This window comes from Polycladidibacter stylochi (assembly GCF_001562055.1).
Lineage (GTDB): Bacteria > Pseudomonadota > Alphaproteobacteria > Rhizobiales > Stappiaceae > Pseudovibrio > Pseudovibrio stylochi.
This window is the reverse complement of sequence record NZ_LLWE01000024.1, coordinates 530,032-553,237: the sequence shown is the minus strand read 5'-3', so window position 1 is coordinate 553,237 and position 23,206 is coordinate 530,032. Positions and strand designations below refer to the sequence as shown.

Genomic DNA, 23,206 nt, shown 5'->3' with positions numbered 1-23,206 from the left:
CTTTTGCTATTATGCAACAAAAAGAGTCACTTAATTATGACATTGAGAAGCTGTTTTAAGCCAGACAAGTCCGGATGGTTCACAGATCGTTGCAAATAGCGCTCAACCCGCGGCACCAAATTCAAATATTGGGCTTTTCCATAGGCGCGGTCAAGACGAACAAAGCCCCCTAAAATTTTAGTATTACGTTGTGCCGCCAGCAGAGCAACTTGTGCATGGCATGCTTTTACATCAAAGTCTGGCTTCGCCATTTTTCGCAATTCGATGTAGTAACTGGTGAGTTCTTCTTGCAGCTCTACCGGCATTTCGACCCGTACATCATAAATCAAAGATGCAACATCATAGGCTTGAGGGCCAATAAGTGCATCTTGAAAGTCAATCAAGCCAAGGCGGCGTATCCCCTCCTCATCAGGTTGCCACAATATGTTTGGAGAATGAAAATCGCGTAAAACAAGCGATGTTGGAGCCCCTTTGAGCCCAGCGAGCAATCGTTGCCACTCATCTTTGAAATTTTGTTCAAGTTCAGGAGGAAGCTTATCACCCTTTTTGTAGGGAAGGTACCAGCGCAAAAAGAGCGCGGCTTCATGGTAGAAAGCTTCGCAGTCATACTGCTGGACTGTATAGTCACTGTGCGCTGTAATCGCTACCTTTTGCGGCCAATCAATTTCATGCATATGGGCTAGTAGCTCAATAGCCGCACGGTACCTGCTGGTAATTATTTCACCACTTGGGCTGACTAAACCCTGCGCACCTAAATCCTGCAGTAGAGCTATACCTTTTTCTGTATTCACGCCGAACAGATCAGGCGTTTTAAAACCATGTGCCTTTAATAGTTTCCCGATAGCCAAAAAAGCTTCGTTACTTTGTGCCAAATGAACCTGCTGGCTATAAGCTTTTCCCGCCGTATCCGCGGGCTCATTGTTACGCGCCGGATTGTCCATTAGCAGTGCCGTTGAGCCATCTTGCTTGACAAGCTTGATATAGCTGCGTGCTGAAGCATCGCCTTTCAGCGGCAAACGCTCAGCACTTTGCCAATGGGCATCTTGTAGGCATTGGCGGCGGGCTGCCAGTCTCTCAAGGCGTTCGATCCATTTCGGCTCGCTTGAACTTACATTTATTATCCGCTCAACAGGGCTCGCTGTTTCTTTTATTGAAAGATGTAGAGCATGCGGCCAATAGCTTTCGTCTCCCATCTGCGGCCATTCGATTAAAGCAGCACCAACTTCCAGATAATCCTCAAGCCCGAGTTCCTCTAGCTCTTCAGGTTCTTCCAAGCGATAAAGGTCGTAATGGGCAATTGTTAGCCGCTGCAATTCGTAGGCTTGCACAAGTGTGAAGGTCGGGCTTGGCACCTCAAGCATTTTATCATTTGCCAAGTAGCGCAACATAGCACGAGAAATCGTTGACTTGCCCGTTCCTAGATCACCCTGCAATGTGACGACATCACCTTGTTGTAAAAATTCAGCTAAATCCTGTGCAAACAGCTCGGTTTCATGCTGGGAGGCAAAAAAGAATTGCATGGGGTATCCAGTGGGTTATGTCGGGTTTGTTTTACTCGGCTGCTTCCAACTGTCCAGTCGTTGGCGTGAGCGGAAAAATGCAGGTCACAGTTGTGCCTACACCTTCTTGCGACGTAATTTCAACCTTGCCACCATGCAATTCGACAAAACTTTTCACAATTGCCAGCCCTAAACCTGCGCCTTGCTTACCGCCACCGTTTTCTTGCGTCACAAACCTGGAAAATACGCTGTCCAGCATCTCTTTTGGAATGCCAACACCGTAGTCGGTAACCGTAAATGTAACGCTTGATGCATCGCGCTGACAGGCAACCAGAACCTCGCCGCCCGTTTGCGAAAATCTAATGGCGTTCGAAATAAGGTTAAACAATATTTGGCGTAACCGGCGGGCATCGGCTTTAAACACACCCAACCCCTCAGGAAGCTTTGTTTGTAGTCCTACACCACTTTCTTGCAAGCGGTCACGTAAACCCTCGGTGGCTTCTTGCACAGTATTTGCAATATCAACCTTCGTGATATCCAGCTCCATAATACCGGCATCAACAGTCGCCAGATCAAGAATATCGTTGATTATCGTAAGCAATGTTTCCGAAGAGCTTTCAATATACTGCAAATACTCTCTCTGCCGCTCCGAAAGCGGCCCAAAGGTCGGATCGGCCAGCAACTGGGTAAAGCCAATAATATTGGTGAGCGGCGAGCGCAGCTCATAGTTCACATGCTCAATAAAGGCATTTTTCAGTTGGTCAGCTTTTTGAAGTGCTGCGTTTTTATCTGTTAAAGCACGCTCTACATTAACACTATCAGTCACATCAACGAATGTTAATAGCGAGCTACCATCCGGCAAAGGCACGGCAGCATAATCAACAATGACACCATCAACGCGCTCCATACGGCCTGTAAGATTGGTGCGTGCTTCAACAAGGCCAGTTATTCCCCCAGCCATGCCCTGCCATGCTTCGTTTTCGGCAAAAAAAGCACTACTCTTGGCGATTAACTGGGAAATATGTGGCTCATCTTGCAGGTGCTCTGCCGGTAACCGCCAAATACTTGAAAATGTAGGGTTCCAAAGACGCAAACGCCCGTCAGACCCGAATACAGCAACGGCCTCACTTAAATTATCAAGGGTTTCGCCTTGCACTCTGATCAATGCGTTATAACGGCTTTCAAGGTTTAACTGCTCGGTAACATTTTCAAATACGTACGTTACCCCACCCTGAGGATGTGGACTGGTAATTATTCGGAGAGTTTGGCCATCGGGCAAATGCCACCAGTCATCTTGCGGATCCGGGGCCTGATAGGCTTGCAAATGCTTGTCACGCCAAGAGCGGTAGTCCGCCTGTTCAGGCAACTTGCGATTAGCTCGAATTGTATCAAGAATTATCTCTTCTGTTGGGCAGGTTTCCAGTAGCGCAACATCCAAATCAAACAAGTCTGCATAAGCTGCATTATAAAATTGCAGTCGTCGATCTGCTGTAAAGATAGCAACGGCTGTACGTAATTGATCCAAAGTCCGTGAATGATAATCCAGTGTACGGCGTAATTCTTTTTGGGCCTGCTCTAACTCGCTTATATCAAGTGCAAGACCAGCAGAACCGTTAGTGCGCTTTACGTCAGTAACATCAAAGATACGGCGCTCACCACCGGTTACAACTGGCATCGGCGCATTGAAAAGGCCATTACCTGATCGTAAACCCGATAGCCTCTGGCGGCCTTTTCCATCAAGCAGCTCAATTTGTTTTTCAATAACCTCAGATAAGCCTGTGGCCTCTACAGCCTCAACATAAGCTTCATTAATCCAAATCAGTTTATTTTCATCGTCTCGCTGCCAAGCCGGACCTTTAAAGCAATCCAGCAGAGAACGCAGCGATTCTTGTTGCTGCTGAAGTAAGCTATTGCGGTCATTGAGCTTGGCACTTAGCTCTCGATCATCACTTAAATCTCTGAGGCGGACCACCACACAGGCTCCAGCTGGACACCCTGTCACTTCCAGATAGGTTCCATCTAATGTGGTCAATATTACTCTGAAAAACTCTCCGTGTGCCCTTAAATGCTCTAGGCGTGCTCTTAGCGCTTCAGCAGATACCGGCTCCAGCCACTCTTCAAATTCCAGAATTTGCTCAAGTCCAATAGGTATTTCCGCTGTTTTAATCGCCTGCCCAAGCAGCCTAGGTCTTACATTCCCTTGATCCCATACCAGCGTTAAGCTTTCTTCTGTTTCCAGCAAGGCCTCCAGGTTGTCGATTTTGACTTTTGCTTGAGCGTATTTATTCTCCAAATTAGAGAGCTGTAAGTTTACCCGTCGGCTGTACGTCAACCATAGATATCCGCAGATAACGGCAAACAAAAGTGCGCCGGCTAATGAAGCCAACCATAAAATCTGAATTGGATTTGTTGATGTTGACTCGGGAGACGGCAGGGCAGCCACTGTTGATGAAAAGCTGATGGCAAGTAAAAGAGCAACGGAAAAAATTCCTAACGCATAGACAAGTTGATATTGCTTCACCCGCCACAACGCATAACCGCGTGTGCCCGTGTGCTTTAGTCTTGGCATTCATGCCCCCAAATTTTGCCGCCGCTTCACTCTATTCAGAGCATTGAACCGGTTACTCATGACCCCTGAACCGATTCGAATTAACCATAACCCGATTAGTGTGTGTGTATAAGGCCCTGTATGTTTTCGACAGGGTTTTCCCCGTAGCTCTGTGACTAATCCGCATTAGCTAAAAAAGAAGACGGCCCCGCATAAGGCCGCCTCTGCTATTCCTGTCAGTATCTGAAGTTTTTATTCTAGTACTTGTAGTGCTCAGATTTGAACGGTCCGCTTTTTTCAATACCCAAGTAAGAGGCCTGCTCATCGCTAAGTTCTGTTAGTGTTACACCTAGCTTTTTCAAATGCAGGCGAGCCACTTTTTCGTCTAGCTGCTTTGGCAGTACGTAAACTTCATTCTTGTAGTTATCGCCATTTTTATACAACTCGATCTGTGCCAAAACCTGGTTCGTGAAGCTGGCAGACATAACGAAAGACGGATGACCTGTTGCATTACCAAGGTTAACGAGGCGGCCTTCTGACAATAGAATCAATCTCTTACCATCTGGATACTCGATCATATCCACTTGTGGCTTCACATTACGCCATTTGTAGTTTTTCAGTGCGGCAACCTGAATTTCATTGTCGAAGTGGCCAATGTTACACACAATTGCCATGTCTTTCATTTCGCGCATATGATCGGCACGAATAACGTCTTTGTTACCGGTACAAGTAACAAAGATATCGCCTTCTTTAACAGCCTCTTCCATGGTTTTTACTTCATAACCATCCATAGAAGCTTGTAGAGCACAGATCGGGTCGATTTCGGTCACAATCACCCGGGCACCGGCACCCACTAAGGATTGAGCAGAGCCTTTACCCACATCGCCGTATCCTGCAACAACAGCCACTTTACCAGCCATCATAACATCAGTGCCGCGGCGAATACCGTCAACAAGCGATTCGCGACAGCCATAACGGTTATCGAATTTAGACTTGGTTACACTGTCATTGACGTTGATTGCAGGGAAAGGTAATTCGCCGTTCCGCTGCATTTCATAGAGACGTAAAACACCCGTAGTCGTTTCTTCTGAAACGCCCTGAATATTCGCTTTAACCTTAGAATAGTAACCTGGATTACGCTCAAGACGTTGTTTTATAGTGTTAAACAGCGCAACTTCTTCTTCGTTGGAAGGGTTGTCCAACACCGATGGGTCTTTCTCTGCTTTTGCACCCAGCAAGATCATCAGCGTGGCATCGCCGCCATCGTCCAAAATCATATTGGCCGTTTCGCCATTTCCCCAATCAAAAATCTTATCAGCATAAGACCAGTATTCTTCCAGTGTTTCACCCTTTTCGGCAAAAACAGGAATGCCCTTGGCAGCTATCGCAGCTGCAGCTTGATCTTGAGTAGAGAAAATATTGCAAGAAGCCCAGCGAACTTCGGCACCCAAGGCAACCAGTGTCTCAATTAACACGGCTGTTTGAATAGTCATGTGCAACGAACCGGCGATGCGTGCACCTTTCAATGGCTGCGAAGAACCAAATTCTTCACGGCAAGCCATAAGGCCTGGCATTTCGGTTTCAGCAATTTCAATTTCAGTACGGCCCCATTCGGCCAAGGAAAGGTCTTTGACTTTAAAGTCAGCAGTGATTGTCATGATAATTAGGTCCTTATAACAGCATCTCGACGATCACGAACTCTGCCGAGCCGAATAGTCCAGAGTAGCAACTCAGAATCAAAATGCTTATAGACCAACTTTCATATCGATGGCAATAACGATATAAAGGTATCTTTATATGGTATTATGAGATTACAAATCTACAATCTGCTAATTCTCAATCCCTCTCACCAAAACCATCTTCAACCAACGCTGAAATCGCATCCAAGGCTTGTTGGCTTTGCGCCCCGCTAACGCATACTTTAATAGAGCAGCCAGGAGAAGCAGCGAGCATCATCAACCCCATTATGGAAGTCCCACCCACTGTTTGACCGTCTTTTGAAACATTCACCTCGGCGTCAAATGTTTCTACCAGTTTCACAAGTTTTGCTGAAGCGCGCGCATGCAGCCCGCGCTGATTGACAATTGTCAGATTGCGTTCAAGCAAGTTTTTTTATTCCTTTTCAATGCCCTACGATTGTCCGGATAGTACCTGGCTAGCGACTGATATGTACTTTTGTCCCGCATTGCGTGCTTCTTCAACGGCATCTGCAAGCGATAGATCACTACGAACACTGGCTAGTTTGATGAGCATAGGCAAATTAACGCCCGCCACAACTTCAATAGAGCCACCTTCCATAACGGAAATGGCTAAGTTAGACGGGGTGCCGCCAAACATATCGGTGAGCAAAACAACGCCTTGCCCCTGATTAACCGACTGTACCGAATTGAGGATGTCCTGGCGCCTTTGCTCCATGTCATCATCAGGCCCAATACAAATTGTAGCTATTTGCTCTTGTGGCCCGACGACATGCTCAAGCGCCGATTTAAACTCTTCGGCCAAGCGACCGTGGGTAACAAGGACCAGACCTATCATATGTACCGCAAACCCTTTATCTTTGAAGATAATGCCAATTACTATCAAATCAAGCCACGATTGGTCCGATAAGAAAGTTGACAGCTAACAAGGATAGCGCATTTTAGTCTTCGTGTGAAACGGCTTCTAGTGCCTGTAACAGTAATCTTGCCGCAAACTCACTGTTGTTTGCTTCTAGCTGTTGATAAGGCAGAGTAATACCCAAAACGCTTTTATGCTTATTATCTTGCTCTGGAAAACGTTCTATATCGTTTTTATGGGTCAAATCGACAAGGAAGTGTATGGGAGCTTGCCGTAAAAAGGGCATTTTTATTAGCCCGAGCCCACGCAGCTCTAATAGGCCAAGCAAGGGCTTCGGGCATTGAGCCAATAGATGGTTATTGATCGCTGTTAAATAGCACCTATCATCCGCAATTAACGCTGCATATCGCCCATTTAACTGAGCCATCTTAATTAGTGAGAGTGCTAGAGAGCTTTTTCCAGAGCCAGAATTGCCACGAATCAAGATGCCTTGGCAACCAATAGCGAGAGCCGTAGCATGCACTGCTTGTGTTTCCGGATCCTGCTGAAAGGTCAAGACATTACCGGGTTGCATCATGACTTAGCTATATACTTTGGAAACGAGACGTGAAAGCGTGCACCTTCAATTGTATCTGAAGTCGCGCTAACTCTGTTTTTTGAGGTAATCTGCCCACTATGGGCTTCAACAATTTGCCGACATATCGACAATCCCAAACCCGAGTTATTGCCAAACCCTTCATTCTCTGGCCGATCCGTGTAGAAGCGCTCGAAAATCCTCTCCTGAACTTCCGGGTTGATGCCAGGCCCAAAATCATCCACATCAACTTCCAAGGTTTCTGCTGTTGCCCTTAGAGAAACAACAACCTCGGCATTTTCGGGCGAAAAGGAGCGGGCATTATCGAGCAGATTGTTGAATACCTGACCTAAGCGCTGGTCTGCCCCCAACATCAAGTAGTCCTGAGATTCTTCCAGGTTTTCCGGCCCTTTACCATCAACGAGAAGCTTGATTTTAACTTCCCCGCCGCGACTTCTTTCATTTGCGATATCGATTAGTGTTTCTAATAGGGTCGCAAGATTAACTTGTTGGACATCAGACCGCGCCATCTCCGCATCAATACGCGATGCTTCAGAAATATCTGTTATCAGGCGATCAAGGCGGCGAACATCATGACCAATGACTTCCAAAAGGCGATCACGCGATTGTTCAGTCTTTGCAAGCGGAAGTGTCTCAACTGCACTGCGTAAAGATGTCAAGGGGTTTTTCAACTCGTGAGCAACATCTGCTGCAAAACTCTCAATGGCATCCATACGTGTATAGAGTGAGGAGGTCATATTTCGCAGTGCATGCGCCAAGTCGCCAATTTCATCGCGTCGATCAGGAAATGATGGAATTTGCTCTCGGCTATTAATGCTGTTTTGCACGCGCTTTGCCGCCTCCGACAAACGGCGCATGGGCCCAGCAATTGTACCGGCCAGTAATACCGACATAACCATAACGACAACAGAAACCACACTGAATATCTTGATAATTCCATTGCGTTCTGCAGTTACGATATCATCAATGTCCCCACCTTGGGTGGATAGCAATAAAGCACCCAGAACACCGCGAAACCGCTGGACGGGCACAGCAACAGAAACGATCATCTCCCCGCGCTTTGAAAGGCGAACTACCGAAGCGGGCGAACCGGAAAGTGCTTTTTCTACCTCCGGATAGCCTTTTCCTTCCAGGCGGCCAAGCTCTTGATAAACGGGTAACTCGCCACGGCGCATCCAAAACTTCATTTCCTCCCACATTTTTAGTAGGAACGAAGGTTCTTCTGAATTAGGCGGTGGAAGATCAAAGCGGAAGATTTGCCGACGGCCATAAAGCTGCCTTGAATCCAGCAGTAAGACGCCATCGGGATCATAAATTCTTGCTCGTGTTTTGGTGGGCGAAATAAGGCGACGTAAAATTGGCCCAACCATCTCCGGATTAATCGGAAAATCCAAACTACCGATACTATTGCGAGGGCTGGCACTTTCGCCTGCTTCCAGTCTCAGCAATTGCTCTGGGTCCACCATAAGCGAACTGTGTTCGGTTGCTGCACTGGCGGCTATGGCTCCGGCAATTATTTCACCTTGTGTTAATAGCGATTGGACACGGGCGTCAATAAGACCGGCGCGAAATTGATTGAGATACAAGATGCCGGAAACCATGGCAGCAAGACCAACCATGTTCAAGATGAGAATTCGGCGTGTTAAACTTGAAAAAACGTAGGTCCCAACAAGCCGTCCCCAACGCGACAAAACTTTTTGGCGAACACGCCTTCGTGCCAACCACGAAAATGCCCCACCACTTTTTCCATGTGGTGGTGCACTGTTATCATCCTGCTCCCTGGCGGAACTGTGCTTTTCTTCCTCAAGCATGCCGAACTGGTTTAGTTTTCACGAAAACGGTAGCCCACACCGTACAGTGTTTCAATCATATCAAAATCATCATCTGCCGATTTGAATTTCTTACGTAGTCGTTTGATATGGCTATCGATGGTGCGGTCATCCACATAGACTTGATCATCATAGGCAGCATCCATCAATGCATTGCGGCTTTTCACAACCCCTGGCCGTTGCGCCAGAGCATAAAGGATAAGAAATTCAGTAACAGTCAGAGTGACCGGCTTATTCATCCAGGTACATGTGTGACGTTCACGATCCATTGCCAAATTGCCACGCTCTAATATCTTGCTGGCATCAGTTGGGGCTGCTGTACCGTCTTTTGCCTGAGAGCGGCGCAAAACTGCTTTTGTTCGTTCAACTAGCAAACGCTGAGAAAAGGGTTTTCGTATAAAGTCATCTGCTCCCATTTTTAAACCAAACAGCTCGTCGATTTCATCATCTTTCGAGGTAAGGAAAATAACAGGCAAGTCAGAGGTCTGACGTAAACGGCGTAATAGCTCCATCCCATCCATACGCGGCATTTTTATATCAAAAATTGCAAGGTCAGGCGGGTCATTTTGCAAACCTTCCAATGCAGACACGCCATCATTATATGTCAGGACCCGATAGCCTTCCGCTTCCAGCGCTATAGAAACTGAAGTGAGAATGTTGCGATCATCATCCACAAGGGCAATTGTCGGCATTGTTTACAGGGCCTTTTCAGGTTCGAACGTCAAATCAATTCGGCTTTATATTCTGCATATCCGATTGTGCATATAAGAGCAATTAAAAGCCAATTGAGGCAAAAGACTGATGCAACCGCGACAGATTAAAGGCGTCAACAAGTTGAGCCTATAAAAATGCTCCTGCGGGTGCATTACGATGATTATCCACCAGTCAGGAATTCTTTAAAATTCTTATAAGTGATTCTCTAATATGCACTCTATGCGCTTTTCCAAGCGCCCTTTCCATGAGTTTTGACCTAACTTGTTTAAGCAAGTGCAAGCAGAAAATATAATTTTGGCCACAAAAATAAAACAAAGCTCTGAATAGTTTTTATTTCAATCGTTTTAAAGAACAAAAGTCGACTTGCTTGGCGCTGCAAACTCATTTTAGGGTTCAAACCAAGTTGAACGAAGCGAAATATTTAAGAGTTTTGCTTCTAAACTTACTACTGAAGTATAATGTGCGATCAGCTTAAGGATTACGGCGATGAGAGAGTTCGGATTTAGAAATTCCGAATTAGGGAGAGAAACTCTCACACTAAAAGATGCTCAATCTGTGTATTGGAATCTCACAGAGGCAGAATTGTATGAGCAGTCCATTGCCCGGAATGAAGCCAAAATGGCAGCTGGTGGTGCTTTAGTCGCGCTAACGGGCGAGCATACCGGCCGGTCACCAAAGGACAAGTTTGTTGTTAAGGACGCAACAACAAAAGACAGTGTTTGGTGGGATAACTGTGGGGCAATCACTCCCGAGCAATTCGATTGCTTGTTGGCAGATGTGCAACAGCATGTGGATGGCAAAGAACTATTTGCGCAAGACTTGTATGGCGGTGCAGATAGCCAAAACAGGCTTGCTGTTCGGGTTATAAACGAGTTTGCTTGGCATTCTCTTTTTATCCGCAATATGTTGCTTCGACCCACACGCGACGAATTAAGCAGTTTTAGTGAAGAGATGACCGTCATTGATCTGCCAAGCTTCAAGGCCGATCCTGCACGTCACGGCTGCCGCAGTGAAACGCTCATCGCATGTGATTTTACGCGCAAGATTGTTATCATTGTCGGGACTTCTTATGCGGGAGAGATGAAGAAGTCCGTGTTCACTATGTTGAACTTCTTGCTTCCTGAATCGCGCGTTATGCCTATGCACTGCTCTGCAAATGTGGGCGATAAGGGTGATACTGCTGTTTTCTTTGGTCTTTCAGGGACTGGTAAAACAACTTTATCCGCTGATCCTTCACGCACACTCGTGGGTGACGACGAACATGGTTGGAGTGAGGACGGCGTTTTCAACTTTGAAGGCGGCTGTTATGCAAAGACCATTCGTCTTTCCCAAGAAGCAGAACCGGAAATCTACGCCACGACGCAGCGTTTTGGTACTGTTTTGGAAAACGTTGTTCTGGACGAACAACGCCGCCCCGATTTTGACGATGGCTCGCTAACAGAAAACACCCGCTGCGCCTACCCTATTCACTTTATTCCCAATGCTAGTGAAACCGGTAAAGCACCGCATCCAAAGAATATTATCATGCTCACCGCAGATGCCTTTGGAGTGTTACCCCCTATTGCCAAACTGACCGGTGCACAGGCAATGTACCACTTCCTATCCGGTTATACCGCAAAGGTCGCAGGCACTGAAAAGGGTGTGGTGGAACCACAGGCAACTTTCTCCACCTGCTTTGGTGCACCTTTCATGCCGCGTCATCCATCCGTTTATGGTGCGCTGCTTAAAGAGCTGATCGAAAAGCACAATGTAGATTGCTGGCTGGTAAACACCGGCTGGACCGGCGGTGCTTATGGTACTGGGCATCGAATGCCGATTAAAGAAACCAGAGCTTTGCTTGCTGCTGCGCTTGATGGTTCTTTGAAAGGTGCCCAATTCCGTCTAGATGAAAACTTTGGCTTTGAGGTGCCAACATCTGTTCACGACGTGGACACACGCATTCTTGATCCGAAGACGACTTGGGATGACAGTGCTGCATATGATGCTCAAGCGCAAAAACTTGTTTCTATGTTTGCAGATAACTTCCAAAGCTTTGAAGCATATGTTGACGGTGAAACGTTGGAAGCAGGCCCAGCCCTGCGCGATGCAGCGGAGTAATCCCCCCTTCCTGGCGGACCTTTGACAGGCTCCGCACCTTGCAACTTGGCGCCGGGCTCATCCCCCGGCGCTCTTTTTTTAATCACTTAAAGCAGTTTTCATTAGTATCTGAAAAGATTGGAAATCGAGAATCAGTTACACATAATTAAGATTCATATTAATTCTAAGGTTATTTTATTACCTGGCACATGCTAAATATTTGAGTATATTACACGACCTTGCCAACAGATTATCGATAGAATAAAAAAACCTTAATTCCCCTAGTTTTTATTAAGCATAAACCTTGTTCTTTTAATTTTTCCTAGCATTTTCCCAATTTAGCTACTATATTTTTACGGATGCTCCTGTGGTTGCTGCAGTAATAAGCGCACCATACGTATGATGAGCGAACACTTTTTCTCAGTTTGTAGCCCATAAGTGTTTCCTGATCGAAGCTGAAAAGCTCTCAGGTTAAGCATTATTGGGTTTTGAAGTAAGGAACAAAAAAATGATCGGTCAAATAATGCCCAAGCCCGGACAATGTAAATGGACTGAAGGGGATAGCGGTAGCTACCATTTCCCATGTCAAAATAAAGCGTCCGAAGGTGGCTCCTATTGCGATTACCACCGCTCAATCGTTTACGAAACACCAGAACAGCGTAAGAAACGTGCAGAACAAAATAAGTTCGTACCGAACCGCAAGCAAATTGCTGCTTAATCACCTGTATTCAAAAGCTATCAAAATCATATCAAAAATGGTTCAAAGGCTACGAATACCGGTTCAAATTTACATGTTCTGATCTACTAAGCCAGATCGGCCATGAAGCATTGCTGTTATTCAGCGTCGACAACCATGATGCTTCACCAGACCGCTCCACAAGCCTTTGTTTGATATGACTGCATTTTGATGAATTCAACTCATAAAAAAGCCCCGCCGAAGCGGGGCTTTTTCTTTTTCAAATTTCATCTCAATTTAGGCTGAGGCAATTGCTTGCTTCATCTCTTCCAACTGAGACAGAATCAATGACGCTTTCTGTCGAGTTTCATCGTCCTTGGCGTCGGCAACATCTTCCTCAGCATCTTTAATCTGCTGATCGATGAAGTCCGCATTCAGGTCACCCATAGGAATGGCCTGCTCGGCAAGAACGGTGACGCCGGTAGCTGAGACATCGGCGAACCCACCACGCACGAAGTACTCATGTACTTCGCCATTGTCGCTAGTAGCTTTTACAACACCAGGACGCATGGTTGACAGAAACGGCGAGTGACCGGCACCAACACCAAATTCACCTTCTGCACCCGGTAATACAGCTGATACTACCTGAGCCTCTAGCAAAAGGCGCTCTGGAGAGACCAGTTCAAACTGAAATGATTCAGCCATTTAACTCATCCTCTGTCTTATCCCGTGAACCGGTGACAAGTCACCAGTTCAACTAGGAAACGTGGGTTATTAAGCAGCGTCTGCAGCCAGCTTAGCGGCTTTTTCGACAGCTTCTTCAATGGTACCAACCATGTAGAAAGCTGCTTCTGGCAGGTGATCGTATTCACCTTCAACCAGACCTTTAAAGCCTTTAATGGTGTCTTCCAGCGCAACCAGCTTACCGGATGTACCGGTAAACACCTCAGCCACGAAGAATGGCTGGGACATGAAGCGCTCGATCTTACGGGCACGAGCCACTGTAAGCTTATCTTCTTCAGACAATTCGTCCATACCAAGGATGGCGATGATGTCCTGCAAAGACTTGTAGCGCTGCAAGGTTTCCTGAACCGCTGTTGCAACATTGTAGTGCTCTTCACCAACGATAAGCGGGTCGAGCATACGGGAGTTGGAATCAAGCGGGTCAACTGCTGGATAAATACCTTTTTCCGAGATGGCACGGTTAAGAACCGTAGTCGCATCCAAGTGGGCAAAGGTGGAAGCAGGTGCCGGGTCAGTCAAGTCATCCGCTGGTACGTACACAGCCTGAACCGAGGTAATAGAACCTTTGGTTGTGGTTGTAATACGTTCCTGCATGGCACCCATGTCGGTTGCCAGAGTTGGCTGGTAACCCACAGCTGAAGGAATACGACCCAACAGCGCAGACACCTCGGAACCGGCCTGTGTAAAGCGGAAGATGTTATCCACGAAGAAGAGAACATCTTGTCCCTGGTCACGGAAGTGTTCCGCAACAGTCAGACCAGTCAAAGCGATACGTGCACGCGCCCCTGGGGGCTCGTTCATCTGACCGTAAACAAGCGCAGCTTTAGAACCTTCGCCGCCCTTTTCTTTGTTCACGCCAGATTCAATCATTTCCCAGTAAAGGTCGTTACCCTCACGAGTACGCTCACCCACACCGGCGAATACGGAGTAACCACCGTGGGCTTTCGCCACGTTGTTGATCAGCTCCTGAATCAGAACGGTTTTACCAACACCAGCACCACCGAAGAGGCCGATCTTACCACCACGTGCGTATGGCGCGATCAAGTCAACCACTTTAATACCAGTCATCAGAATTTCAGCTTCTGTAGACTGTTCGGTAAATGCAGGGGCATCCTGGTGAATACCGCGCTTGGTGTCGTGGTTGATTGGACCAGCTTCATCAACCGGCTCACCAACCACATTCATGATGCGGCCCAAAGTGCCGTCACCAACCGGCACTGCAATCGCATCACCAGTGTCGTGTACCTTTTGACCACGAACAAGACCTTCGGTCGCGTCCATAGCGATGGTACGTACGGTGTTTTCACCCAGGTGCTGGGCAACTTCCAGAACCAGACGGTTACCGTTGTTGTCTGTTTCCAGCGCGTTCAGAATAGCAGGCAAGTGCTCGTCGAATTCCACGTCGACAACAGCACCGATGACCTGCTTGATCTTTCCGACTTTCATGTCAGCCATTGCTTAACATCCTTGTCTCAAATCGGTCAGAGCGCTTCAGCGCCCGAGATAATTTCGATCAGTTCCTTGGTGATCTGTGCCTGACGCTGGCGGTTATAGCTCAAGGTCAGTTTGTCGATCATTTCACCTGCGTTGCGGGTAGCGCTGTCCATAGCAGACATACGCGCGCCCTGCTCGGAGGCGGCATTTTCAAGGATTGCACTGTAGATTTGAACCCTGATATTGCGTGGCAGCAGAGTCTCGAGGATCTCCTGTTCGCCAGGTTCATATTCGTAAAGTGCGTTGTCAGCCTCGCCAGCGGCCTGCTCGCTCACGGTTTCCAAAGAAGCCGGAATGAGCTGTTTCGCTGTTGGGACCTGACTGATCACCGACTGAAACTGCGCGTAAAACAATGTGCAGACGTCAAACTTTTCGTCCTCAAACATTTTGAGAACCAAATCGCCGACCGCCTTGGTGTCGTTGAACTCGATGTTCTTCAGACCGCGCAGCTCGATTTTCTCAATAATATGCTGGCCAAAATCGCTTTTGAGTGCATCAAAGCCCTTTTTACCAACGGTAATGATTTTGACATCTTTACCTTCGGCAAGAAGTTTATTGGCGTGTGCACGCGCCAGTTTGGCAATTGACGAGTTGAAGCCACCGCAGAGACCACGCTCTGCTGTGCAGACGAGGAGCAGATGAGACTGATCCTGTCCTGTGCCCGTCATCAGCTTCGGCGCATCGTCCTGTCCTTCGAACCCAGCGGCCAGATTGCTCAGCACTGCCCCCATGCGCTTGGCATAGGGACGAGATGCTTCTGCGGCCTCCTGAGCACGACGCAGCTTCGCCGCGGCCACCATTTGCATGGCCTTGGTGATTTTCTGCGTCGCCTTGACCGAAGCGATGCGGTTTTTTAGGTCCTTAAGGCTCGCCATGGGCGCTCCCGTTCCTTATCCCGTTGCTTCGATTAACCGAGGGTCTTGACGTATGCGTCCAGAGCAGCTTTCAGCTTTTCTGTCAGCTCTGCGTCGAGAGCTTTCTTCTCCCAGATAGCGGAGAGAAGGTCGGCATGCTCTGCGCGGATGAAACGCAGAAGGCCTTCCTCGAACTCACGAACAGCATCAACCGGACGGTCGTCCAGATAGCCGTTCACACCTGCATAGATCACAACAACCTGCTCTTCCGTTTTCAACGGAGAGAACTGAGGCTGCTTGAGCAGTTCTGTCAGGCGGGCACCACGGTTCAGCAGCTTTTGCGTTGCAGCGTCCAAATCGGAGCCGAACTGCGCAAATGCAGCCATTTCGCGGTACTGTGCAAGTTCACCTTTAATCGGGCCAGCAACCTGTTTCATTGCCTTAACCTGAGCAGAAGAACCCACGCGGGAAACGGAGAGACCCACGTTCACAGCAGGGCGAATACCCTGGAAGAACAGATCTGTTTCCAAGAAGATCTGACCGTCGGTGATCGAAATCACGTTGGTCGGAATGTATGCAGACACGTCGTTCGCTTGCGTTTCGATCACAGGCAGCGCGGTCAAGGAACCGAGGCCATGATCTTCGTTCAACTTAGCTGAACGCTCCAACAGACGGGAGTGCAAGTAGAACACGTCACCTGGGTACGCTTCACGTCCTGGTGGACGACGGAGCAGCAAGGACATCTGGCGGTAAGCCACAGCCTGCTTGGAGAGATCATCGTAACCGATCACGGCATGCATGCCGTTGTCACGGAAGAACTCACCCATGGTGGTGCCCACGAACGGAGCCAGGTACTGCAGTGGTGCTGCGTCGGAAGCGGTTGCAGAAACAACAATGGAGTATTCCATTGCGCCAGCATCTTCCAGCTTCTTCACAAACTGTGCAACGGTGGAGCGCTTTTGGCCCACAGCTACATAGATGCAGTAGAGCTTGTCGTGTTCGTTATCAGAAGTGTGCAGCGGCTTCTGGTTCAAGAATGTATCCAGAATGATCGCTGTCTTACCTGTCTGACGGTCACCAATCACCAGCTCACGCTGACCACGCCCGATCGGAATCATGGCGTCGATTGATTTAAGACCGGTAGACATTGGCTCGTGAACAGACTTACGAGGCAGAATGCCTGGCGCCTTTACGTCCACGCGACGCTTTTCGGTTGACTCGATCGGGCCTTTGCCATCGATCGGGTTACCAAGTGCGTCAACCACGCGGCCCAGCAAGCCTTTGCCTACTGGTACTTCCACGATGGCGCCGGTACGTTTTACCGTATCACCTTCTTCAATGCCCTTATCGCTACCAAAGATAACGACACCAACATTGTCACTTTCAAGGTTGAGTGCCATCCCCTGGATGCCACCAGGGAACTCAACCATTTCACCCGCCTGGACGTTGTCCAGACCGTAAACGCGGGCAATGCCGTCGCCTACAGAAAGAACCTGACCTACTTCTGATACTTCGGCTTCTTGACCGAAGTTCTTGATCTGGTCCTTGAGGATGGCGGAAATTTCCGCGGCCCGAATATCCATCAGCCGACCTCTTTCATCGCGAACTTAAGAGAGTTAAGCTTCGTGCGCAGTGAAGCATCGACCATCCGGCTGCCGATCTTAACGATCAAACCACCTATAATGGATGGGTCTACTTTCGCTGCGATATTCACGTTTTTGCCCTCAGAAGCGTTAATCGCTTCACGGAGCGTTGCAATATGCTCGTCAGACAATTCCTGTGCTGTGGTTACATGTGCTGTAACTTCACCACGACGTTCAGCAAGCTGAACACGGAAGCCGTTAATCATACTACGTAGAGCGAAGAGTCGCTGGTTCTCAGCAACAAGCTTCACAAAATTTGCGGTCAGGCCAGTTATACCGGCCTTTTCCAAAACTGCTGTCAGTGCTTTAAGCTGCACTTCGGCGGTAAAAGCGGGGCTCTTGATCAACCGGTCCAAATCTTCACACTCGTTCATGAGTGCTTCAAACTTGTAAAGACCAGCTTCCACTTCTGCGATGACACCCTGTTCCTCTGCCAGGTCTATCAATGCGGAAGCGTAACGCAAGGCCACGCCTGAAATGAGAGATACGTTGTCAGTCACTGGATCCGTGCTCTCCGGCGCGCTCAGAGTTGAAAACAAGACTTGAGGTCCCACCTCCAACAACCTGAAAAGTCGCGTCTTATTGTATGTGGGAGGCACAATCAAACCAACTGTGCCCTTAAAGCCGCAGTCCGCATAGCACAGCGCTAGAGCGCTTGCAATACAGACTAAGTATTCCACCCAATTCATATAACTATGAGGATAACGCGCCAATACCTATAAGAAGCTTTGCGGATCGACATCGATTTGCACCCGAACGCCCCCCCTTGGTTGTGGTGCATTTGCCAGCCACTGTCGTAAAAAGCCTTGTAAATTAAAAGACCTACGCGTGATTACCAATAAACGGAACCGATATTTGCCACGCACCAGTGCCAGTGCAGCTTCGGCTGGCCCCAAGATGCTCACTTGATCGTTGGGGGGAGAATGGCTGACTAATACTCTAGAATAAGCTTCCGCTTCTGCACGATTAGCTGCGGATATCACAAGCGCAGCCATTCGACCAAAGGGGGGGAGGCCTGCATTTTTTCTTGCCTGTGATTCCGTTTCGTAAAAGCCTTCCGCGTCCCCTTTCAACAGCGCGTTCATGATAGGTTGTTCGGGATTATAGGTTTGCAAAATACCTTTGCCTTGCCCGCAAATACGGCCCGCACGCCCTGTTACCTGCGCCATTAGCTGATATGTTTTCTCCGCGGCGCGTGGGTCACCATTGGCCAGTCCCAGGTCGGCATCCACCACCCCAACAAGGGTGAGATTTGGAAAGTTATGCCCCTTGGCGACCAGTTGGGTTCCGATGATAATATCTACCCGCCCCTCCTCAACCAGCTTCATTTCTTCCTTGAAGCGCTCAGCTCCGCCTGGCATGTCTGACGAGAGCACCAACACCCTTGCATCGGGAAACAAATCACTGATATCTTCGGCAATACGCTCAACTCCCGGACCGCAGGCAACTAAGGTATCGGGCTTACTACATTCAGGGCATTTTTCAGGAATCGGCTGTGAATATCCGCAGTGATGACAGACCAGTTTCCCCTTGAAACGATGCTCGACAAGCCATGCAGAACAGTTGTCGCAGTGGAAGCGATGACCACAAGTTCTGCACAGGGTGAGCGGTGCATAACCTCGCCGGTTTAAAAACAACAGCGCTTGTTTGCCCTGCGAAATTGTGGCGTGAATGTCTTTCACCAGCTTGGGAGCAAGCCATTTTCCCCGCTCCGGGCCGTCTTGGCGCATATCTATGCACTCAATACGCGGCATGGCCGCTCCGGTGGCACGTTCTGGCAGGGAAAGCAGTTGATAGCGGCCCTCCTGAGCATTGATGCGACTCTCGACCGACGGCGTTGCACTGGCAAGTACCACCGGAAACTTTGAGAGATGACCACGCAGCACTGCCATATCGCGCGCATTATAAACCACACGGTCGCCTTGCTTGTACGCACCGTCGTGCTCTTCATCCACCACGATAAGGCCCAGTTTTTTAAAGGGCAAAAACAGTGCGGAACGCGCACCAATCACCACTTTGGCCTCACCGCTTGCCACAGCACGCCAGGTACGCTCGCGGGTTTTAGGGGTTATCTTTGAGTGCCATTCGGCCGGCCGTGCAGCAAAGCGTTTTTCAAATCGCTCTAAAAACTGGTTGGTGAGCGCAATTTCCGGTAGTAGAATCAGTGCCTGTTTTTGCTGTTTCAGCACGGCTGCAATTGCTTCAAAATAGACTTCTGTCTTGCCGGAACCGGTCACACCGTCCAATAAAAAAGTCTGTGGATTACTTCCGACAGCCTCGATAAGTTGATTCGCAGCCGCTTGCTGCAAAGAGGTAAGCGGGTGCCCTTGCAGGCTCGGATCGGGCGGTTTGCAAACCGGAGGAGGAGGGAGTAACAGCTCTTGCAAGACCTGTGCTTGCTTCAAGCCCTCAACAACCGAGGTGCTCACCCCCGCCGCACTGGCCAGATCAGCCTTGCCGAGCAACGCGCCCTCGCCAACCACATCCAGAACCCGTTGACGTGCTTGTGTCAGCCTTGGAAGAGGCGCTGCGGCATTGAACTGCAAACAAACTTGCGGCGGCTCTGGCTGTAAGGCTTCTTCCGAGCGCAGCACCATGCGCAGCACCATGCCGGGGGCGCTCAAGGTCCAGTTGGCGACCCAATCGACAAATTTGCGCAGATCATCGCCCAGCGGCGCACAATCATACACATGGACGATACCCCTGATCTTCTTGGGGTCCAGTTTGGTATCCGCCACACCATCCCAGACCGCGCCAATCACCAGCTGCGGGCCCAGCGGGACTTTGACTATGGAGCCGGGACGTACAGCCATACCCGCAGGCACTTTATAGGTATAGGGGCGCTCAACAGCCACAGGAACGAGAACCTGTACAAGGGTTGGCGCTTCGTTCTCCTGCTCATGTGCTGTGAAAATGTCGGTTTGCACTGCCTCTTGCTCTCCTTTTTCCCGCATTGCACTTTTTGGGCTGTTGTTTGGGCAAAACCTCGTTTAAACAACTGATATACAGCTGATATTCGCCTGCATTTCGATATTCCATTGCTTCGCAGGCAGCATAAGGGAGCCGACAAGACATGAAGTTCTTCGTTGATACCGCTGATACCAATGAAATTAAAGAGCTGGCAGCAACCGGATTGCTGGACGGGGTAACCACCAACCCCTCTCTTATTATGAAGTCTGGCCGCAGCATGAAAGAAGTTGTTGCGGAAATATGCAAGCTTGTGGACGGTCCTGTTTCTGCCGAAGTGGTGGCAATGGATTTTGACGGCATGATGAAAGAAGCCGACGAGCTGGTTAAGATTGCCGATAATATCTGCATCAAGCTACCCCTGACACTTGAAGGGCTAAAGGCCTGCCGTGCCCTGAGTGACAAAGGCGTGCAAACCAATGTCACCTTGTGCTTCTCGGCCAATCAGGCGCTTTTGGCAGCCAAAGCAGGCGCAACATTCATTTCGCCGTTTATTGGCCGTCTTGATGACATGAACATTGAAGGCCTCGATTTGATCGCCGAAATTCGCCAGATCTATGACAATTACGGTTTCGAGACAGAAATTCTTGCCGCGTCCATTCGCAATGCCAACCATGTGAAGGATTGCGCTTTGATCGGCGCTGATGTGGCCACAATTCCACCTGCAACGCTCAAAGCTCTGGTGAAGCACCCACTCACAGACAAAGGTTTGGAAGCCTTTATGAAGGACTGGGAAAAAACCGGGCAAAGCATCGTTTAGCCTCTAAGTACCATAGGCTATGTTTTTAAAGGCGCGGCACATGCTGCGCCTTTTTACTAAATATTTTGCAATTGCGTTAACACAAACACAAGCTTCGTGCGTCATAGGTACAAAACAAGAACTTATTATCCTTGGTTTTAGGTGACCTATGAAATTTCGAATTATGTTTGCGCTATGTTTCTTACTCGTGCCTTTTGGCGCAAGAGCGGAGGTTACCTTCAACTTTGCCAAGGCAAAAGAGTACCTTGAAGAAATAGTTTACGCCAATGCCCCCCAGCGGGTGACCTTTTATTGTGGCTGCCAATATGAAGCAGACAAGGACGTGAATGCCGCAAGCTGCGGATACGAGCCACGCAAAAACGCCAAGCGCGGCAAACGCATTGAATGGGAACATATCGTACCAGCATCACGTTTTGGTAGTTGGCGCAACTGCTGGCAGCAAGGTGATAGCACTTGTGTAACCCGCAAGGGCAAACACTATAAGGGCCGTCGCTGTTGCCAAAAAGCAGACCCGCAATTTGCCCATATGGAAGCCGATTTGCATAATCTGGTACCTGCTGTGGGTGAGTTGAACGGCGACCGTTCCAACCTGCGCATGGGCAAAGTGGCCGGAGAACAGCGGCAATACGGTGCCTGCGACTTTGAAATTAACCGCAAGGCGCACATTACCGAGCCGGGCGACAAGATTCGCGGTGACGTGGCGCGTGCCTACCTTTATATGCACCAGACTTACAACATGCCCTTAAGTCCACAAGAACTAGAAATGTTTGAGTTATGGTCCATGCTGGACCCCATTTCGCAAGAGGAATTGCGGCGAAACCGGCTGATTACCGAGATTCAAGGGAACTCCAACCCCTTTATATCACAGGGTTTTTAATACCACACTATGCCATTTAATTATTAAAACCACCCGTTTTTTACCGGCCCGAACAAAATGCGGGTGGTTTGCCCTAGGACACTCTGATATCGTTTCCGCTGCGTTATTATGAGTTGGGGTTATTGTCATGGCAGTCATGAGCGAGCACATAAAGTTTTTTGTCGGTCCACGGGATGTACTGGCACAAGAGCTTTATAATCCACTTGATGATCTGGAAGCAGCCATTGTGGATTTTATTGACGGGGCCGAGCGCTCGCTCGATATCGCCATTCAAGAAATTGATAGCATTGCCATAGCCGATGCCATTATACGCGCCGCAAAACGCACATATGTAAATGACAGCGGCAAAACCCGCCGGTTACGTGTACGGGTTGTTGGTGAGGCAGACTACTTAAGCGTTGATGAGCCTGCCGAAGATCCGCACATTTCCGAGATGGACGAAAAGCACGAAATAAACCGCCTGCTTCACGCCGCACTACTTCGTGCCAAGGTTTGGGTGCGGACCGATTTTAACCCGCGCATCTTCCACCAAAAGTTCATTGTGCGCGATAACGACAGTGTCTTAACCGGCTCTACCAACTTTACCCATACGGGAACCCATAGAAACCTCAACCACATTCTTATTGTTGAAAATGAAGAGTTTGCCAAGATATTTGCCGTGGAGTTTGACGAAATCAGCAAAGGGCATTTTGGCAAGTACAACGTAAACACAAGTGATGTACCGCGCGAAGTGGTGGTGGATGATATACGCCTGAAAGTCTGCTTTGCTCCGGACCATGCCCCGGAAATGGAAGTGGTGAAGCAAATGACCAAAGCCAAAGAGCGCATCGATTTTGCAATTTTCACTTTTTCCAAATCATCTGGTATTGATGACGCCATGTTGCTATGCATGGATGCCGGTCGGCGCGTGCGTGGGGCACTCGAGCGCAAACAGGGCGGACAGGACTGGGCGGCAACAGTGCCGCTAAAACAGGCCGGAGCCGAACTTTACTTTGTGCACCCGACCGAGAGTATTGGCAAACTCCACCACAAACTAATGGTCATTGATGACAGTGTGATTGTATTGGGTAGCTTTAATTACACAGGATCGGCCAATAAGTTTAACGATGAAAACATTGTGGTTTTGGGCGATCATACCAACCCGAGTGATAACCAGTTACAATTTGCCAAAGCGGCTCGTGCAGAGATAGACCGCATTATTGTTGACCATGGGCGCGTTGTAGAAGTGTATGAGCGCGACGATGGCAGCCTGCGGGCGCGTTAGCTGACACCCAGTACGCATTGATTGCTTTAGATGGTGCGTTCAATATGGTTGCTTTCAGCTGGTCTATCCAGGCATAGTGCCATTATTAGATATTTCAGCTGAATCGAAAC

General features: G+C 48.7%; 19 protein-coding genes. 5 read left to right on the top strand and 14 right to left on the bottom strand.

Annotation, left to right across the window (positions count from 1 at the left end):
- Window positions 1–26: 26 nt before the first annotated feature.
- The 8 genes from tsaE to AYK67_RS08885 all read right to left on the bottom strand — a co-directional run bounded on the left by tsaE (window position 27) and on the right by AYK67_RS08885 (window position 9,719).
- On the bottom strand, window positions 27–1,520 hold the full coding sequence (gene tsaE / locus AYK67_RS08920; RefSeq protein ID WP_068085115.1) for a tRNA (adenosine(37)-N6)-threonylcarbamoyltransferase complex ATPase subunit type 1 TsaE: 1,494 nt from the start codon (window positions 1,518–1,520) through the stop codon (window positions 27–29).
- 31 nt (window positions 1,521–1,551) lie between these two features.
- Window positions 1,552–4,068: a sensor histidine kinase gene (locus AYK67_RS08915; RefSeq protein WP_082735720.1), complete on the bottom strand. Its 2,517-nt coding sequence runs from the start codon at window positions 4,066–4,068 to the stop codon at window positions 1,552–1,554.
- A 236-nt stretch (window positions 4,069–4,304) separates the two neighbouring features.
- On the bottom strand, window positions 4,305–5,705 hold the full coding sequence (ahcY, locus tag AYK67_RS08910; protein WP_068085113.1) for an adenosylhomocysteinase: 1,401 nt from the start codon (window positions 5,703–5,705) through the stop codon (window positions 4,305–4,307).
- Between the two features lie 178 nt (window positions 5,706–5,883).
- On the bottom strand, window positions 5,884–6,153 hold the full coding sequence (locus AYK67_RS08905; RefSeq protein WP_068085111.1) for an HPr family phosphocarrier protein: 270 nt from the start codon (window positions 6,151–6,153) through the stop codon (window positions 5,884–5,886).
- Window positions 6,154–6,177: 24 nt separating this feature from the next.
- Window positions 6,178–6,582 (bottom strand): PTS sugar transporter subunit IIA, encoded by a 405-nt coding sequence (locus AYK67_RS08900; protein ID WP_068085108.1) that lies wholly within the window; start codon window positions 6,580–6,582, stop codon window positions 6,178–6,180.
- Window positions 6,583–6,685: 103 nt separating this feature from the next.
- Window positions 6,686–7,180 (bottom strand): HPr kinase/phosphorylase, encoded by a 495-nt coding sequence (locus AYK67_RS08895; protein WP_068085105.1) that lies wholly within the window; start codon window positions 7,178–7,180, stop codon window positions 6,686–6,688.
- Window positions 7,177–9,009: a sensor histidine kinase gene (locus AYK67_RS08890; protein ID WP_068085102.1), complete on the bottom strand. Its 1,833-nt coding sequence runs from the start codon at window positions 9,007–9,009 to the stop codon at window positions 7,177–7,179. The genes AYK67_RS08895 and AYK67_RS08890 overlap by 4 nt, the downstream gene beginning before the upstream one ends.
- Before the next feature lie 11 nt (window positions 9,010–9,020).
- Entirely contained in the window at window positions 9,021–9,719 is a 699-nt protein-coding gene (locus AYK67_RS08885) for a response regulator transcription factor (protein ID WP_068085099.1), read from the bottom strand.
- Window positions 9,720–10,227: 508 nt separating this feature from the next.
- Here AYK67_RS08885 and AYK67_RS08880 point away from each other — a divergent pair.
- Window positions 10,228–11,838, top strand: coding sequence for a phosphoenolpyruvate carboxykinase (locus AYK67_RS08880; RefSeq protein WP_068085095.1), 1,611 nt, complete (start codon window positions 10,228–10,230; stop codon window positions 11,836–11,838).
- A 487-nt stretch (window positions 11,839–12,325) separates the two neighbouring features.
- Entirely contained in the window at window positions 12,326–12,535 is a 210-nt protein-coding gene (locus tag AYK67_RS08875) for a hypothetical protein (protein ID WP_068085091.1), read from the top strand.
- Between the two features lie 255 nt (window positions 12,536–12,790).
- Here AYK67_RS08875 and AYK67_RS08870 read toward each other — a convergent pair whose 3' ends face one another.
- The 6 genes from AYK67_RS08870 to AYK67_RS08845 all read right to left on the bottom strand — a co-directional run bounded on the left by AYK67_RS08870 (window position 12,791) and on the right by AYK67_RS08845 (window position 20,182).
- Window positions 12,791–13,198 (bottom strand): F0F1 ATP synthase subunit epsilon, encoded by a 408-nt coding sequence (locus tag AYK67_RS08870; RefSeq protein ID WP_068085089.1) that lies wholly within the window; start codon window positions 13,196–13,198, stop codon window positions 12,791–12,793.
- Between the two features lie 69 nt (window positions 13,199–13,267).
- Entirely contained in the window at window positions 13,268–14,692 is a 1,425-nt protein-coding gene (gene atpD / locus AYK67_RS08865) for a F0F1 ATP synthase subunit beta (RefSeq protein ID WP_068085086.1), read from the bottom strand.
- 26 nt (window positions 14,693–14,718) lie between these two features.
- Window positions 14,719–15,606, bottom strand: coding sequence for a F0F1 ATP synthase subunit gamma (locus tag AYK67_RS08860; RefSeq protein ID WP_068085082.1), 888 nt, complete (start codon window positions 15,604–15,606; stop codon window positions 14,719–14,721).
- Window positions 15,607–15,638: 32 nt separating this feature from the next.
- Window positions 15,639–17,168 (bottom strand): F0F1 ATP synthase subunit alpha, encoded by a 1,530-nt coding sequence (gene atpA / locus AYK67_RS08855; protein WP_068085079.1) that lies wholly within the window; start codon window positions 17,166–17,168, stop codon window positions 15,639–15,641.
- Window positions 17,168–17,728, bottom strand: coding sequence for a F0F1 ATP synthase subunit delta (locus AYK67_RS08850; protein WP_068085378.1), 561 nt, complete (start codon window positions 17,726–17,728; stop codon window positions 17,168–17,170). The genes atpA and AYK67_RS08850 overlap by 1 nt, the downstream gene beginning before the upstream one ends.
- Before the next feature lie 216 nt (window positions 17,729–17,944).
- Window positions 17,945–20,182, bottom strand: a complete 2,238-nt coding sequence (locus AYK67_RS08845; RefSeq protein WP_082735718.1) for a primosomal protein N' — start codon at window positions 20,180–20,182, stop codon at window positions 17,945–17,947.
- Window positions 20,183–20,301: 119 nt separating this feature from the next.
- On the opposite strand from AYK67_RS08845, the gene fsa reads away from it, so the two are divergent.
- The 3 genes from fsa (at window position 20,302) to AYK67_RS08830 (ending at window position 23,096) form a co-directional block, all read left to right on the top strand.
- Window positions 20,302–20,955, top strand: a complete 654-nt coding sequence (gene fsa / locus AYK67_RS08840; RefSeq protein WP_068085077.1) for a fructose-6-phosphate aldolase — start codon at window positions 20,302–20,304, stop codon at window positions 20,953–20,955.
- Between the two features lie 148 nt (window positions 20,956–21,103).
- A complete protein-coding gene (locus AYK67_RS08835; RefSeq protein ID WP_082735717.1) occupies window positions 21,104–21,832 on the top strand; it encodes an endonuclease in 729 nt (242 codons plus the stop codon).
- A gap of 127 nt (window positions 21,833–21,959) precedes the next feature.
- Window positions 21,960–23,096, top strand: a complete 1,137-nt coding sequence (locus tag AYK67_RS08830; protein WP_068085071.1) for a phospholipase D-like domain-containing protein — start codon at window positions 21,960–21,962, stop codon at window positions 23,094–23,096.
- The last annotated feature ends 110 nt before the right edge of the window (window positions 23,097–23,206 follow it).

What these genes read in the sequence shown, in the direction of transcription:
- tsaE (WP_068085115.1), bottom strand. Translation starts at nt 1,520, where the DNA reads ATGCAATTCTTTTTTGCCTCCCAGCATGAAACCGAGCTGTTTGCACAG.
- AYK67_RS08915 (WP_082735720.1), bottom strand. Translation starts at nt 4,068, where the DNA reads ATGCCAAGACTAAAGCACACGGGCACACGCGGTTATGCGTTGTGGCGG.
- ahcY (WP_068085113.1), bottom strand. Translation starts at nt 5,705, where the DNA reads ATGACAATCACTGCTGACTTTAAAGTCAAAGACCTTTCCTTGGCCGAA.
- AYK67_RS08900 (WP_068085108.1), bottom strand. Translation starts at nt 6,582, where the DNA reads ATGATAGGTCTGGTCCTTGTTACCCACGGTCGCTTGGCCGAAGAGTTT.
- AYK67_RS08895 (WP_068085105.1), bottom strand. Translation starts at nt 7,180, where the DNA reads ATGATGCAACCCGGTAATGTCTTGACCTTTCAGCAGGATCCGGAAACA.
- AYK67_RS08890 (WP_068085102.1), bottom strand. Translation starts at nt 9,009, where the DNA reads ATGCTTGAGGAAGAAAAGCACAGTTCCGCCAGGGAGCAGGATGATAAC.
- AYK67_RS08885 (WP_068085099.1), bottom strand. Translation starts at nt 9,719, where the DNA reads ATGCCGACAATTGCCCTTGTGGATGATGATCGCAACATTCTCACTTCA.
- AYK67_RS08880 (WP_068085095.1), top strand. Translation starts at nt 10,228, where the DNA reads ATGAGAGAGTTCGGATTTAGAAATTCCGAATTAGGGAGAGAAACTCTC.
- AYK67_RS08875 (WP_068085091.1), top strand. Translation starts at nt 12,326, where the DNA reads ATGATCGGTCAAATAATGCCCAAGCCCGGACAATGTAAATGGACTGAA.
- AYK67_RS08870 (WP_068085089.1), bottom strand. Translation starts at nt 13,198, where the DNA reads ATGGCTGAATCATTTCAGTTTGAACTGGTCTCTCCAGAGCGCCTTTTG.
- atpD (WP_068085086.1), bottom strand. Translation starts at nt 14,692, where the DNA reads ATGGCTGACATGAAAGTCGGAAAGATCAAGCAGGTCATCGGTGCTGTT.
- AYK67_RS08860 (WP_068085082.1), bottom strand. Translation starts at nt 15,606, where the DNA reads ATGGCGAGCCTTAAGGACCTAAAAAACCGCATCGCTTCGGTCAAGGCG.
- atpA (WP_068085079.1), bottom strand. Translation starts at nt 17,168, where the DNA reads ATGGATATTCGGGCCGCGGAAATTTCCGCCATCCTCAAGGACCAGATC.
- AYK67_RS08845 (WP_082735718.1), bottom strand. Translation starts at nt 20,182, where the DNA reads ATGCGGGAAAAAGGAGAGCAAGAGGCAGTGCAAACCGACATTTTCACA.
- fsa (WP_068085077.1), top strand. Translation starts at nt 20,302, where the DNA reads ATGAAGTTCTTCGTTGATACCGCTGATACCAATGAAATTAAAGAGCTG.
- AYK67_RS08835 (WP_082735717.1), top strand. Translation starts at nt 21,104, where the DNA reads ATGAAATTTCGAATTATGTTTGCGCTATGTTTCTTACTCGTGCCTTTT.
- AYK67_RS08830 (WP_068085071.1), top strand. Translation starts at nt 21,960, where the DNA reads ATGGCAGTCATGAGCGAGCACATAAAGTTTTTTGTCGGTCCACGGGAT.